At 73.2% G+C, this 13,465-nt stretch carries 12 protein-coding genes; 5 read left to right on the top strand and 7 right to left on the bottom strand.

The window, feature by feature from the left end:
• Positions 1-56 precede the first annotated feature (56 nt).
• Positions 57-731 carry an NADPH-dependent F420 reductase gene (locus tag ACPXBU_RS24300; protein ID WP_425759796.1) on the top strand — a complete coding sequence of 225 codons (675 nt, stop codon included), beginning with the start codon at positions 57-59 and terminating at the stop codon, positions 729-731.
• 22 nt (positions 732-753) lie between these two features.
• Here ACPXBU_RS24300 and ACPXBU_RS24295 read toward each other — a convergent pair whose 3' ends face one another.
• On the bottom strand, positions 754-2,385 hold the full coding sequence (locus ACPXBU_RS24295) for a glycosyltransferase 87 family protein (RefSeq protein WP_425759795.1): 1,632 nt from the start codon (positions 2,383-2,385) through the stop codon (positions 754-756).
• 317 nt (positions 2,386-2,702) lie between these two features.
• On the opposite strand from ACPXBU_RS24295, the gene ACPXBU_RS24290 reads away from it, so the two are divergent.
• Together ACPXBU_RS24290 and ACPXBU_RS24285 are read left to right on the top strand one after the other, a co-directional pair.
• Positions 2,703-3,572: a DUF4397 domain-containing protein gene (locus ACPXBU_RS24290; protein ID WP_425759794.1), complete on the top strand. Its 870-nt coding sequence runs from the start codon at positions 2,703-2,705 to the stop codon at positions 3,570-3,572.
• Positions 3,569-4,249 carry a class F sortase gene (locus ACPXBU_RS24285; RefSeq protein WP_425759793.1) on the top strand — a complete coding sequence of 227 codons (681 nt, stop codon included), beginning with the start codon at positions 3,569-3,571 and terminating at the stop codon, positions 4,247-4,249. The genes ACPXBU_RS24290 and ACPXBU_RS24285 overlap by 4 nt, the downstream gene beginning before the upstream one ends.
• A 267-nt stretch (positions 4,250-4,516) precedes the next feature.
• Here the strand turns inward: ACPXBU_RS24285 and ACPXBU_RS24280 are convergent, their stop codons facing one another.
• The 5 genes from ACPXBU_RS24280 to ACPXBU_RS24260 all read right to left on the bottom strand — a co-directional run bounded on the left by ACPXBU_RS24280 (position 4,517) and on the right by ACPXBU_RS24260 (position 8,141).
• Entirely contained in the window at positions 4,517-4,867 is a 351-nt protein-coding gene (locus ACPXBU_RS24280) for a DUF2203 domain-containing protein (RefSeq protein WP_393363496.1), read from the bottom strand.
• An 86-nt stretch (positions 4,868-4,953) separates the two neighbouring features.
• Entirely contained in the window at positions 4,954-5,772 is an 819-nt protein-coding gene (gene proC / locus ACPXBU_RS24275; protein WP_425759792.1) for a pyrroline-5-carboxylate reductase, read from the bottom strand.
• Between the two features lie 72 nt (positions 5,773-5,844).
• A complete protein-coding gene (locus tag ACPXBU_RS24270; protein WP_393364513.1) occupies positions 5,845-6,873 on the bottom strand; it encodes a 6-phosphofructokinase in 1,029 nt (342 codons plus the stop codon).
• A gap of 171 nt (positions 6,874-7,044) precedes the next feature.
• Complete coding sequence (locus ACPXBU_RS24265) at positions 7,045-7,548, bottom strand: pyridoxamine 5'-phosphate oxidase family protein (RefSeq protein WP_393363502.1); 504 nt, start codon at positions 7,546-7,548, stop codon at positions 7,045-7,047.
• An 89-nt stretch (positions 7,549-7,637) separates the two neighbouring features.
• Positions 7,638-8,141, bottom strand: a complete 504-nt coding sequence (locus ACPXBU_RS24260) for a polyadenylate-specific 3'-exoribonuclease AS (RefSeq protein WP_393364515.1) — start codon at positions 8,139-8,141, stop codon at positions 7,638-7,640.
• 269 nt (positions 8,142-8,410) lie between these two features.
• On the opposite strand from ACPXBU_RS24260, the gene ACPXBU_RS24255 reads away from it, so the two are divergent.
• On the top strand, positions 8,411-9,103 hold the full coding sequence (locus tag ACPXBU_RS24255; protein ID WP_007463121.1) for a Crp/Fnr family transcriptional regulator: 693 nt from the start codon (positions 8,411-8,413) through the stop codon (positions 9,101-9,103).
• A gap of 76 nt (positions 9,104-9,179) precedes the next feature.
• On the opposite strand, the gene ACPXBU_RS24250 is transcribed toward ACPXBU_RS24255, so the two are convergent.
• The gene (locus tag ACPXBU_RS24250; protein WP_393363505.1) at positions 9,180-9,377 is read right to left on the bottom strand and encodes a hypothetical protein; all 198 of its coding nucleotides are present in this window, start codon (positions 9,375-9,377) and stop codon (positions 9,180-9,182) included.
• 162 nt (positions 9,378-9,539) lie between these two features.
• Here ACPXBU_RS24250 and ACPXBU_RS24245 point away from each other — a divergent pair, with 162 nt between their 5' ends.
• Positions 9,540-13,064, top strand: a complete 3,525-nt coding sequence (locus tag ACPXBU_RS24245) for an adenylate/guanylate cyclase domain-containing protein (RefSeq protein ID WP_425759862.1) — start codon at positions 9,540-9,542, stop codon at positions 13,062-13,064.
• The last annotated feature ends 401 nt before the right edge of the window (positions 13,065-13,465 follow it).

The following is a 13,465-nucleotide window of genomic DNA, read 5'->3' as shown; positions in this document are numbered from 1 at the left end:
ATTACCCACCGGACTGGTCGGGAATGCGTCGCGGGTGGACGGAGTTGGGAACCAACATGACAACTGTGGGACTGATCGGCAGCGGCAACATCGGCGGCACCCTGGCCCGGCTGGCCGTGGACGCCGGCTACGACGTGGTGCTGAGCAACTCGCGCGGCCCGGAGACGCTCAAGGATCTGGTCGACGAGCTGGGCGAGCACGCCGGCGCCGGCACGGCACAGGACGCGGCGCAGGTCGGCGACCTGGTGGTGGTCACGGTGCCGCTGAAGGCGTACCGCGCGGTGCCCGTGGAACCGCTGGCCGGCAAGGTCGTCATCGACACCAACAACTACTACCCGCAGCGCGACGGGACCTTCCCGGAACTGGACTCGGGCGAGACCACGAGCAGCGAGTTGCTCCAGCGGCACCTGCCGGAGTCCCGGGTCGTCAAGGTCTTCAACAACATCTACTACAAGGGTCTCGCCGCGCTCCCCCGGCCGGCCGGCGCTACCGACCGCAGCGCCCTCGCGATCGCCGGTGACGACGCCGCCGCGAAGGCCGAGGTGACGGCCTTCCTGGACCGGATCGGCTACGACGCGGTGGACGCCGGCCCGCTCGCCGAGGGGTGGCGCTACCAGCCGGACACCCCGGCGTACGGCACGCTCTACTCCGCCAGCCCCACCGACTGGGAGCACCCGGCACCGGGCGACGCGGAGAAGCTGCGCGCCGCCCTGGCCGCCGCGACCCGTTGAGCGACGCCGCCGCCCTCCCCCGTCACCGGGTGGTGGCACGGAGGGCGGCGGCCAACTCCTCGTCGTAGCTGGCGATCGGCCGGCCGTCCGAGGCGTACGCGACCAGCCGGCCCTGCGCCATGCTCGCCGAGCGGAACGAGAACGTGCGGCTTCCCGGGTACGCGTCGAGAAGCGGGATGGCCCGGGGCGCCCCGCCGGGCGCCGAATAGTATTCCAGGCGGCTCACCTGCGGGGAGACCACGCCGTTGACCCGGACCTTCGTCTTCTCGGCGCGGGTGCCGAAGGTGACCGGCGCGCCGGTGCCGTAGGCGGCGCACTCGACCGGGCCACGGCAGACGAAGAAGTAGCGCGGGTTGACCACGTCGTCGAGGGCGTACGCCTTGAAGGTGGGATCCGCCCCGGCGGGCAACGGCTGCACGGCGAAGAACGCGACCGCCACCGTGGCCGTGACGCCCACCCGCAGCCAGCCCACCCGCAGCCAGCCCACCCGCAGCCAGCCCCGCCCGACGGTCGGCCGGCGCGACGTCCGGCGGGCGGCGACCGCGACACCGCCGAAGCCGACCAGGCACAGCAGGCTCACCCCGATCGCGCGGGCGTTCTCGAAGAGGAACTGCACACCCGGCCGTGTCGACACCGGGCTGAGGACCGCGCCCAACGAGACGGCCATGGCGGCGAGCAGCCCCACGCCGGCGGCCCGCTGGGTGACGCCGGACGCGCCGATCAGCAGCATCGCGGCGAGCACCGGCCACACCTGGTGGTGGGTCCAGGACACCGGGGACGCGGCGATGGTGGCGCAACCGACGAGCACGGCCGCGTGACCCGGGCGGCCCCGCGCCGCCAACTGTCGCGCCCGCAGCAGCGCCGCCGCGCACACGAGTGCCACCAGACCGGCCCAGAGCAGGGGCAACGTCGTCTCGTCGACGCCGACGCGCAGCAACATCCCGTGCAGGGACTGGTTGCCCAGCGAGGCGAGGTTGCCGATGCGTGAGGTCTGCCGCACGGCCTCGGTCCAGTACGTCACGCTCTCGGCGGGCAGCACCAGCGCGGCGAGACCCGCGCAGGCCAGGAATGTCGCCACCGCGCGGGCGGCGTCACGATAGCGGCCGGTGGCGAGGAAGTAGACCACGAACAGCAGCGGGGTCAGCTTGATCGCCGCGGCGACCCCCACCAGCATCCCGCGCAGCCGGGGCGGACCGACGCCCATCCCGTCGAGCAGGGCCATCAGCACGATGAAGACGCTCACCTGACCGAAGCGCAGGTTGCTCTGCACCGGCGCGGAGAGCATCAGCACGGTGGCGGCCACCGCCACGACAAGCGGTCGCCGGGACCGCCGGGTGTGCAGCGCGACACCCACCGCCCCGGCGATGGCGACGACCGCCGCGCACGTCGCCACCAGCCAGATCCCCCGGAGTACGCCCTCCGGCACGGCGGTGATCGGACCCAGCACGAGCGCGGCGAACGGCGGGTAGGTGAACGGCCCGCCGTTGGCCGCCCGGAACTCGTACAGCGGGCGGCCAGCGTGCAGGTCGGACAGTGCGCCGTAGTAGATGTGCAGGTCGGAGAGGCGGTCGTCGCGGCGCAGGACGAGCACGCAGGACACCAGTGCGACGACGACGAAGGCCGTCCACACCAGCGCCACCCGGCGATCTCGCATCGACCGAGAATAGGCCAGCGCGACGATGTGCGGCGGCCCGAAGGGCGGCGGCGGACGCGGGCGGCGTGACCTCTGCGGGCCGCCCGGCCTGCGGCTGGTCCGGGTCGCCGAGGAAGGCCCGGGTGGAGTCCCCGACCTGTTCGGCCTCCTCGCCGTCCGGGAGCGGTAGCGAGACGTCGCACGCCTGCGTGCCGACGCGGGCGAGGGTCGGGACGGCGACAGAAAACATCGCGTGGGCAACTTGCGCTGGAGTCCTGTAAACGGGACTCTGTTCTCTGGGTTGCCGCCCGCTCACCAACCGTGCTTCCGGAGGCGAGATGCACACGCTCCGTACCGCCACCCGCCGGCTGCTGGCCGGCTCCGGCGCGCTCCTGCTCGGCACCGCCCTGGCCGCCACCGGCACGCCGACGCCGGCCACCGCCGCGACCGGGGCGGACACCGTCGGATACGTCCGGCTCGCCCACCTCTCCCCCGACACCCCGGCGGTGGACGTCTACCTGACCGCCCCGAACGCCACGAAACCACAGGTCTTCGAAGGGGTCGGGTACGGCGTGGTCTCCGACTACCTGGAACTGGCGCCGGGCCGGTACGCGGTGGCGATGCGGGAGGCCGGCGCTCCCGCCAGCGACCCCCCGGTGCTTACCACCGAGGTCGCGGTCACCAGCGGCGACGCGTACACGGTGGCCGGCGTCGGCCGACACGCGGACCTGGGCCTGCGGGTGCTCAACGACGACCTCAGCGCGCCCACGCAGGGCCGCGCCAAGGTGCGCGTCGTGCAGGCTTCCGTGCGTACCCCGGTGTTGGACGTGGCCGCCGCGAACGGTCCGATGATCGCCAACGACGTGCAGTTCGCCTCCACGACCGAGTACGAGCAGGTCGAGCCGGGCAGTTGGCGGCTGCGGCTGGCGGGCGCCGACGGGCCGAGCACCGACGCCGAGGTGCGGCTCACCGGCGGCGCGGTCTACTCGCTGCTGGTGCTCGACGCGAAGCAGGGCGGGCTCACCGCCGAGTTGCGCCGCGACGCCGAGGGCGGCGCCGTCGTCCCGGCCGGCGGGGTGGACACCGGCGCCGGGGGCACCGCCGCGACCGGGTTCGGCGCGTACCCCCTGGTGGCCGGCGCTCTGGCCGCGCTCGCCGGCGCGGTGGCCCTGCTGCTCTGGCGTCGGCGGCGGCGCACCACCTGGTGAACGCCGGGCCGGACCCGTCGATCCGTCGGCACCGCGACCGCCGGCCACTGGCCGCGCTTGTCGCGGCCGGCGCGGCGGTCTGCCTCGCCGCCGGCACCGGCGTCGGGTTGGCCACCACCGCCTCGCCGCCACCGCCGGCGGCGAGCTGGCACCCCGGCTGCGGTGACCACTGCCCGTCGGTGGCCGCCACGCCCGCGCCGCACGGTCCCGCACCCACCCGGGTACGCATACCGCGCATCGACGTCGACTCCGCGCTCACCGTGTTGGGCCTGGACCGCGCCGGCGCGCTGATTCCGCCCACCGACTTCGACACCGCCGGCTGGTACGGCGGCGGCCCGGCGCCCGGCGACACCGGCCCGGCTGTGCTCGCCGGGCACCTGGACTCGCGACGAGGCCCGGCGGTGTTCGCTCGGCTCGGTGAGCTGCGGCCCGGCGACCGGATCGAGGTGTGGCGTGGCGGGCAGCGGTTGGCGTTCCGGGTGACCGGGTCGCTGCGTACCCGTAAGGACAGCTTCCCGACCGACGCGGTCTACGGTCCGACGCCCGGAGCGGAGTTGCGGCTGGTCACCTGCGGGGGCGACTTCGACCGGCGCAAGGGGCACTACCGGGACAACGTGGTCGTCTTCGCGGTGACCGAGGCCGTCAGCCCGGCGCTGCCGGACTCCGCCGCGGGCTGACCGCACGCCCCGCCGCCCGCCGCACGGCGTGACGCCCCCGGCCCGGCTTGACGCCCCCGCCCCCGGCCCTGCTTGACGCCCCCGGCCCGGCTTGATCCACTCGGGTTCCCGGAAGTCGCGGTGTCCGGCACGGCCTGATGCCGCGACTTCCAAGACCCCGAGTGGATCAAGGGCTCAACCTGACCCTCCGCGCCGCCGGCAAGCGGCGCACGGCGTCAGCACGGCCGGCGGACGGGGCGGGTCAGCGCGGCCGGCGGACGGACGGCGTCAGAGCGGGCGGCGGCCGGCGAAGCCGCACTCGGCACGGTGGTACCAGCGCACGTCGGAGTCGCCCTCCAGCCAGCACCAGAGCACGGCACGGCCGTCGCGCTCGCCGGGAAAGTCGAGCAGGACCGGGGCGATGCCCTTGACCTGGATGTCGTGCTGGTGCAGCTCGTCGACGACGGCGTGCAGTCGGGCTTCCAGCCCCTTGACCTCGGCCAGCCCACCGAGCGCGCTCACACCGTGGTCGGCCAGGTCGACGCGCAGCTCGGTCAGGTCGGCCCGGACGCGGATCAGCTCGTCGATGCGCGGCTGCAGGGTGGCCACCAGGTGCCGGGCCTGGGCAAGTGTGAACACCGGGCCAGTATGCGGCACGCACGGCCCCGCGACGCACCCCAACGGCCACCCGGTTTGCGGCCGTCCCACCCCGAACGGCCAGCGGGTCAGTCGGCCTGGGCGGCCAGCTCCCGGGCACGATCCCGGGCGGCCTCCAGCGCGGCGAGCAGCGCCGCCCGTACGCCGTGCTTCTCCAACTCCCGGATCGCGGAGATGGTGGTGCCGGCCGGCGAGGTGACCGCCTCGCGCAGCTTGACCGGGTGCTCCCCGGAATCCCGCAGCATCACGGCGGAACCGATGGCGGTCTGCACGATGAGCTCGTGCGCCACCTGCCGGGGCAACCCCAGCAGGATTCCCGCGTCGATCATGGCCTCGACCAGCAGGTAGAAGTAGGCGGGCCCGGAGCCGGAAAGCGCCGTGACGGCGTCCTGCTGTGACTCGGGCACCCGGATCGTCTGGCCGAGGGGCTTGAACATCTCCTCGGCGAGCGCCAGGTGCGACCCGGTGGCGTGCGCGCCCGCCGAGATCGCCGTCATCGCCTCGTCGACGAGCGCCGGGGTGTTGGTCATCACCCGGACCACCGGGGTGCCCTCGGGCAGCCGGCGGTTGAAGAAGCTGGTGGGCAGGCCGGCGCAGAGCGAGATGACGAGCTTGTCGGCCGGCACCTTGGGGCCGATCTCGTCGAGCAGCGCGGCGGCGTCCTGCGGCTTCACCGAGACCGCGAGCACCGCCGCCTCGTCCACCGCGGTCAGGTTGTCGACGACCCGTACGCCGTAGCGGGCGGTCAGTTCGTCGGCGCGGGCCGGCCGGCGGGCGGTGGCCAGCAGCCGGTCCACCGGCCATCCCGAGCGCAGCAGCCCGGAGAGCATCAGCTCGCCGATCTTGCCCGCGCCAATGACCGCGACCGTGTGCACCCCGGCGGACATGTCGGCCCGTACCCCCTCGCGTCTGGTCGTGGCACGGCGGGCCCGCGGGCCCGCCGTGCCGCCAACTGTCGATCAGCTGCCGAAGAAGACCTCGGCCTCGACGTACCGCTCCAGCGGCACGGTCTTCAGCTCGCGGGTGGCCTCCGCGAGGGGCACCCGGACGATGTCGGTGCTCTGCATCGCGACCATCTTGCCCCAGTCGCCGTCGTTGACCGCGTCGATGGCCTGCAGGCCCAGGCGGGTGGCGAGCACCCGGTCGAAGGCGGTCGGGGTGCCGCCGCGCTGGATGTGACCCAGCACCACGGTGCGGGCCTCCTTGCCGGTCTTGGCCTCCAGCTGCTCGGCGAGCCACTGGCCGATGCCGCCGAGGCGGACGTGGCCGAACGAGTCCAGCTCCTGGTTGGCGAGGACCATCTGGCCGTCCAGCGGCTGGGCGCCCTCGGCGACCACGACGATCGGGGCGTACTGGTGCTGGAAGCGCTTCTCGACGTAGCCGGCCACCTGGTCGACGTCGAACTGCCGCTCGGGCAGCAGGATCACGTTGGCGCCGCCGGCCAGGCCGGCGTGCAGGGCGATCCAGCCGGCGTGCCGGCCCATCACCTCGACGACCAGGGTGCGGTGGTGGCTCTCCGCGGTCGTGTGCAGGCGGTCGATGGCCTCCATCGCGATGTTGACAGCGGTGTCGAAGCCGAAGGTGTAGTCGGTGGCGCCGAGGTCGTTGTCGATCGTCTTCGGCACGCCGACGACCTGCACACCCAGCTCGTAGAGCTTGGTGGCCACGCCGAGGGTGTCCTCGCCGCCGATCGCGATCAACGCGTCGACACCCTGCTCGGCGAGGTTGTCCTTGATCCGCTCGACGCCGTTCTCGATCTTGAACGGGTTGGTCCGGGACGAGCCGAGGATGGTGCCGCCGCGGGGCAGGATGCCACGGACATCCGCGATGCCGAGGGGCCGGGACAGACCCTCCAGCGGGCCCTTCCAACCGTCCCGGAAGCCCACGAACTCGTGACCGTAGGTGGCGACGCCCTTGCGGACCACCGCCCGGATGACCGCGTTGAGACCTGGGCAGTCGCCGCCGCCGGTGAGCACGCCGATACGCATGATCCGCTCATCCTCCTGGAGCATCAGGTAAAGCCCGAATTGCCCCAGGGTATGTGTCAGATCAGACCATCGGCGCCGTTGCCGGCCCGGGGCGGGCCGTCACTGCGCACTGTAGTCGGCCCGCCGGTGCGACGACAGCGCGCCCCGGGCCGGCGGGCCGACGAGCGCTGCTCAGAACGTCACCTCGTGGTTCTCGCCGGCCTCCGGCGGCCGCCCGGTGACGGCGGCCTTCGCGTAACCGAGCAGGTTGACCACGGCGCTGTTCGCCGAGTCCCAGTACTCGGCGGAGCTGGCGTGCACCTTGATCAGGGTGAGCCCCGGGGTGTCCAGCCCGTCGGGGAACCACGCCTTGAGCAGCGGGTTCCACAGCCGCTCGGCGCGCGCCCGGTCGAGCCCCTCGGTGGCGGTGCCGGAGATCGACACCCAGGCGTTGTGCTTCTGGTCGGAGAAGGCGACGTTCACCTCCGGATTCACCCGGAGCTGACGGACCTTCGCCGAGTCGGCGTGGGCGAAGAACCACAGCTCCCCGTCGAACTCGGCCTCCTGGAGCCCCATCGGTCGGCTCACCTGCCGCCCGTCCAGGGCGGTCGTGGTGAGCATGCAGATCCGCGCGGCCCGGGCCAGCTCGGTGACCCGGGCTCGCGCCTCGGCGGCGCTGGTGGGCTGGTTGCTCATGGCACTCTCCCTCGGCTCGGCTGGTCGAACCGATGCCCGGGACAGAACCGGTCAAACCTACGACGGTACGACCGTCGCTCGGCGGATCGTCATCGCCCGCCGGCCGTCATCGCCCGCCACCGGGCCAGGTTGTGCCGGGCATCGACCAGAGCGTCGTGCCGGGCCGCGTCGGCGTCCGGCAGGGTCGGCCGACCGCTGTCGTCCCAGAGCTGCCGCAGCTCCTTGGTGTAACGGGGAATCTCCCGGGGCAGCGCCGGCATCGCACCCCAGAGCTGGGCGAGCACCACATGGTCGTACGCGGCGTACCAGGCCCACAGCTCCAACTGCTCCCCCGGCCGGTCCCGGACGGGCTCGACCAGGAAGTCGAACAGGTCGTCGCGGATGCGCTCGCGCGACCGCCAGGCCCGGTCCGCCGGGGACGGCAGCTTGTCCAGCACGTTGCGCCGGACCCAGGGCACGGCACGGGAATCGTCGAACTCCGTGGAGACCGCGTAGAACTCGCGGCCGTACTCGTCGACGACACCTATCGAGACGAGGTCGACGGTGGTGCCGTCCTCGATGAACTCGCAGTCGTAGAAATAGCGGTAGACCATTCCGACCATCCTCGCCCACCGCCGCCCGGCCGCGCCCGGCGGGGCCGCCGCACCGCTGGTGACGGGCCGGATCGGCACTTCAACGAGGGTACGCGGCAGCTCGCGACGGTCACGGAAGTGCTTCGAGGGGTGTACAGCAAGCGACCGGACCGTCATGATCTGATGTGTACCGCTACCGGATGCCGAATCGGTGTCAGTTCACCTTGTCAGGGCCATCAGGTTCACCCGGTGAGCGAGTTTGTGGTCCATGACCGGGGAGGGGTTGGGCCGTGGAGATGCGCCTGCCGGAGCCGGGTGACGCGCTCACGGGTGTCGAGATGTTCGCTGGTCTGGAGCCCGAGGTGCGGCAGCGCGTCATCGCCGCCGCCGTTCCGCGCACCTACCGCAAGGGGCAGTTGCTCTTCGTGGAGAACGACCCGGGTGAGTCGCTCATCGTGTTGCGCCGCGGTGCGGTGGCCGTCTTCCGCACCGCACCCACGGGTGAGCGGGCCGTCCTGTCGGTGATCCGTCCCCCGGACGTGCTCGGCGAGGTCTCCCTGCTCGACGCGTCCACCCGGTCCGCCTCGGCCGAGGCCATCGAGGACTGCGCGGCGCTCGCGCTCTCGCGCGGCGCGTTCATGGAGCTGGTGCACTCCAACCCGCGCATCCTGGACGCGGTGATGCGCTCGCTGGGCGGGCTGATCCGCCGGCTGACCGAGCAGAACGCCGACCACGTCTTCCTCGACCTGCCGGGTCGGGTGGCCAAGACGCTCGTCCGGTTGGCGGGCGAGAGCCAGGCGCCGATGATCACGATCGAGCTCAACCAGAGTCAACTGGCCGAGATGGCGGGTGGCTCCCGGCAGAGCGTCAACCAGGCGATCGGTTCGTTCGCCAGCCGTGGCTGGCTGCGTACCGAGGGGCGCCGGATCGTGGTGACCGACGTGGCCGCGCTGCGCCGCCGCGCCGGCATGAACGACCGCTGACCCCTCACCCGAGCAGCACGAAACGGCCGGGCCGCCCCGTGGGCGACCCGGCCGTTTCGGCGTCATCGGCGTGGGGTCACGCCCCGGAGCTGCCCGGCCCGGCCCACTTGTCCGGGCCCTTGCCGTCGCCACCCGGGCCGTGGGTCTGCTCGCTGACGATGCCCTCGGCCTGGAGCGTGGCGAGCGTGGCGGCGTCGACGTCCACCGAGTCGCCCGCGGAGTGGCTGACCCCGTTGCCGTCGGTCCAGTCGCTCTCCAGCTTGACGTACACCATTGACCTGTCCCCCTCTGGTCCCTGATCGATATCTGGCCGCCTGAATCTAGTCGGTCAGCACCCTCGGTGACTGTCCACAAGCCAACAGGCCGGTACCTGACAGCGGCCGACGGGGGCGATAATTCTGGGCAGGGGACGCCATGGGCGTCGACCCGTTCACCTCTGGGGGATGTCATCGCCGCGCAGTGTGGACGCTGTGGCCGCACGGCCGCCGACGGGGACCGCTTCTGCGGCGGCTGCGGCGCCGAGCTGGGCGCCGTGTGCCCGCACTGCCTGCGCCCGCTCGCCTCGGACGTCACCTTCTGCACGTCCTGCGGGTCGCCCCGGCCGGGCGCCGACCGACCGGCCACGGTCACCCCGCAGGAGGACCGCCGCCGGGTGAGCGTGCTCTTCGTGGACCTGATCGACTTCACGCCGTACGTCGAGCGCACCGACCCGGAGCAGGTCCGGGGCATGCAGACCGGGTTCTTCTCCGCCGCCCGCCGGGTGGTCGGTCAGTACGGCGGGGTGGTGGAGAAATACATCGGAGACGCGGTGATGGCGCTCTTCGGCGCCCCGATCGCCACCGAGACCGACGCGCTGCGCTGCGTACGGGCCGGTCTGGAGCTGCAACGGGTGCTCACCCGGTTCGCGCCGACCGGCAGCACCGAGATGCGGTTCCGGGTCGGGGTGGCCACCGGCGAGGCGCTTGTCGACGTGGCCGCCGCGCGCGACGGCGGACAGGCCATCGTGGCCGGTGACGTGGTCAACACGGCCTCCCGGATGCAGTCGGTCGCGCCACCCGGTGGGGTGCTGGTCTGCGGCACCACCCACGCGCTCACCAAGGACGCGATCCGCTACGAGGAGCAGCCCCCGGTCACCCTGCGCGGCCGGTCGTCGCCGACCGAGGTGTGGCTCGCCCTGTCCCCGCTGCGTCGCCAACCCACCGACCGGGAACCGGACACCACGCCGCTCGTCGACCGGGAACACGAGCTGGGGATGCTCGTCAACGCCCTGCACCGGTCGCTGCGCGACAGGCGACCGCAGGTGGTCACCATCTTCGGCCGGGCCGGCATCGGCAAGAGCCGGCTGCTGCGCGAGCTCTACCTGCACACCGGCCGGCTGGTCGACGAGCCGCTGACCTGGCACACCGGGCGCTGCCCGCCGTTCGGGGAGAACGTCACCTTCGCCGCGCTCGCCGACATCGTGAAGTCCGAGGCCGGCATCCTCGACACCGACCCGGCGACAAGCGCCGCGCAACGGCTGACCGCCGCCGTGGGCGAGCTGATCGGCCCGGGTGAACGGGACCGGGTGGCGGACGCGCTGCGCCCGCTGGTCGGGCTGCCCGGCACGCCGCTGCCGGCCGAGGAGGCGGAGTCGGCGTGGCGTCGCTTCCTGCTGGCGCTTGCCGTCCGGCGTCCCACCGTGCTGGTCTTCGAGGACCTGCACTGGGCCGACGACGCGATGCTGCGCTTCGTGGAGCTGCTCGGGGCGGCGGCCCGTGACGTGCCGCTGCTGCTGCTCTGCACCGCCCGCCCGGAGCTCGTCGACCGGGACCCGAGCTGGGCCGGGTCGATCACCGGCTCGGTGACGATCACCCTGCCGCCACTGCGCGACACCGGCATCGCCGCCCTGTACGCGCACCTGTTCGGCCAGGCCGCGTTCTCCGCCGACATGCTGACCCCGTTGATCGAGGTGGCCGGCGGCAACCCGCTCTACGCCCACGAGTACGTCCGGATGCTGATCGAGCAGGGGGCGCTGCGCCAGTCGGGGCGGGGCTGGTCGCTGGACAAGCAGCTTGAGCTGACCATGCCGGAGAGCGTGCACGCGGTGATCGCCAACCGGGTGGACCTGCTGGACGCCAAGGACCGCGCGGTGCTGCTCGCCGCGTCGGTGGTCGGGGTGCAGTTCTGGCCCGGCGCGGTCGCCGCCGCCCTCGGGCAACAGATCGAGTCGGTCGAGCGTTCGCTGCGCCGACTCGAACAGCGCGACTTCGTGCACGAGCAGGCCGCGTCGACGATGGCCGGGCAGGCCGAGTACCGGTTCCGCCACGTGCTGGTCCGTGACGTCTGCTACCAGCGGTTGCCGCGCACCGAGCGGGTGGCCCGCCACGAGCGGGCCGCCGACTGGCTCGACGCGCTGTCGCACTCCCGCGACACCGACCTGGCCGAGGTGCTCGCCCACCACCGCTGGGCCGCGCACGAGATCGCCCGCTCGCTGGGCATGCAGGTGCAGCGCTACGCCGGGCCGGCGCGGCAGGCGCTGCACCGGGCGGCCCGGCGGGCGTACGCGCTGCACGGGTTGGACGCGGCGGCCAGCCACGCGGGCCGGGCACTCGGCCTGGCCGACGACAGCGACCCGGTGGGCCGGCTCCAGTTGGAGCTGCTGAGCACCGAGATCTCGTTCTACCGGGACGGCAACGCGTTCCTCTCCGGCGGTGGTCCGGAGCAGGTGCACACCCTCGCCGACCGGCTGCTGTCGCACGGCGACAACGCCTGCGCCGCCCGGGCGTGGACGCTGCTCGGCCAGGCCGCCTGGCTGCGGGCCGACCGCGGCGACGCGTTGGCCTGCCTGGACCGCGCGGTGCAGTTGTTCGAGCCGCTACCGGACACCCCGCAGAAGGCGGACGCGTACGCCGAGATGGGCCGGCTGCACATGCTCAACTACGAGCGGGACCCGGCCGTGGCGGCGGCGGACACGGCGGCCGAGATCGCCGAGCGGTTGGGCCTGACCGAGACCCGCACCAACGCCCGGATCACCGCGGCCACCGCCCGCTACCAGTCCGGGGACCGGGTCGGCCTGGACGAGCTGCACGCGATCGTCGAGTTCGCCCGCGCCGGTCAACTGCTGGCGCTGCCCCGGGCCACCCAGAACCTCGCCTGGGCGATCCGCGAGGAGGGCGACTGGCTGCGGTCGAACGCCCTGCTCTCGGCCGCGCCGGCGCGGACCGCCAGCGGTCAGACCCTGACCACCAGTTACTCGGCGGAGGCGATGCGCGCCTGGTTCGACGGCGACTTCGGCCGGCTCCTCGCGGCGGCGGAGGCGTTCGTGGACACGCCCACCGGGAGCTGGGACATGCAGGTGCGCGGGTTGCGCTGCTGTCTGCTGGTGCTGCGTGACGACGAGGATCCGGACGACCTGACCGACGCGTTGGACACCGCGCGGCGCAGCGGGTTCCACCGGCTGCTCTGGACGATGCTGAGCATGGCCGCGTTGTGTCGGGCGTTGCAGGGGCGGGACACCGAGGCGGCGGAGCTGATCGAGGAGCTGGACGGGTGCTGGTCGGCGGTGCCGGCCCTGGCCAGCGGTGAGTGGATCGCCGCGGCCGCGTACGCCGCCGCCCTGAGCGGTCGCGACGCGGCCGTGCGGGTCCGCACGATGCTGGGCCGGGTCGGGCACCGCACGCCCTGGTCGGAGGCGGCGCTGCGGACCGTGACGGCGGCCCTGGCCGCGGCGGACGGCGACCACCGGCGCTCCGCCGAGCTGCACCTGGCCGCCGCCGAGACCTACGGGCGGATCCCGGACGTGAGCGACCGGGTGTTGGCGCTCGCGCTCGCGGCGGCGGAGCTGACCCGCGCCGGCGACCCGGCGGGCGCACGGGCGACCCGCGCCGAGGTACGCACCTTCGCGCTGCGCAACGACGCCCCCGGCCTGCTCGCCCTGGCCGGGCGGCCGATCAGCCCGACCGGTCCCGCCGTGGCCTGCTGACGCGGACTCAGGCGTCCGGCCGCTTCGGTTGGGGAGGATGCCGCCGTCGGTGGATACAGCGGCGAGTTCACGCAGGAAGACGCCACGGGACCGGCCAGCCAGCGGATGATGATCAGCGTCAGATCCACCCCGACCCCTCGGTGCACTGCTGGCTACTCGCTCCGCCCCTTCTTCCACTGTAGGTACTCGCGGTACAGCTCCTCTTCCCGCCTTCGCATGCGCCGGTGCGGCACCCGGGCCGCAATGAGGAGCACGGCCGCACCGGTCGCCGGGCTGCACGGGGCCCACGCTGAGCAGCAGACCCAGCAGGGTCGAGCCCAGGCCCAGGCAGAACGCGATCCCGGGTGGCGACTGCCGGTATTCGAGGCGGTGACGGTCGGCGAGAGTCTGGAACTGCGGCG

The organism is Micromonospora sp. DT231, assembly GCF_049847025.1.
In the GTDB taxonomy this organism is placed as follows: Bacteria; Actinomycetota; Actinomycetes; order Mycobacteriales; family Micromonosporaceae; genus Micromonospora.
The sequence above is the reverse complement of the archived record's forward strand: the minus strand, read 5'-3'. Positions and strand labels throughout refer to the sequence as shown.

Excerpts from the sequence above, each read along its gene's own strand:
- ACPXBU_RS24300 (WP_425759796.1), top strand. The coding sequence starts at position 57 with ATGACAACTGTGGGACTGATCGGCAGCGGCAACATCGGCGGCACCCTG.
- ACPXBU_RS24250 (WP_393363505.1), bottom strand. The coding sequence starts at position 9,377 with ATGGTGTACGTCAAGCTGGAGAGCGACTGGACCGACGGCAACGGGGTC.
- ACPXBU_RS24265 (WP_393363502.1), bottom strand. The coding sequence starts at position 7,548 with ATGAGCAACCAGCCCACCAGCGCCGCCGAGGCGCGAGCCCGGGTCACC.
- ACPXBU_RS24260 (WP_393364515.1), bottom strand. The coding sequence starts at position 8,141 with ATGGTCTACCGCTATTTCTACGACTGCGAGTTCATCGAGGACGGCACC.
- ACPXBU_RS24295 (WP_425759795.1), bottom strand. The coding sequence starts at position 2,385 with ATGCGAGATCGCCGGGTGGCGCTGGTGTGGACGGCCTTCGTCGTCGTC.
- proC (WP_425759792.1), bottom strand. The coding sequence starts at position 5,772 with ATGTCCGCCGGGGTGCACACGGTCGCGGTCATTGGCGCGGGCAAGATC.
- ACPXBU_RS24270 (WP_393364513.1), bottom strand. The coding sequence starts at position 6,873 with ATGCGTATCGGCGTGCTCACCGGCGGCGGCGACTGCCCAGGTCTCAAC.
- ACPXBU_RS24290 (WP_425759794.1), top strand. The coding sequence starts at position 2,703 with ATGCACACGCTCCGTACCGCCACCCGCCGGCTGCTGGCCGGCTCCGGC.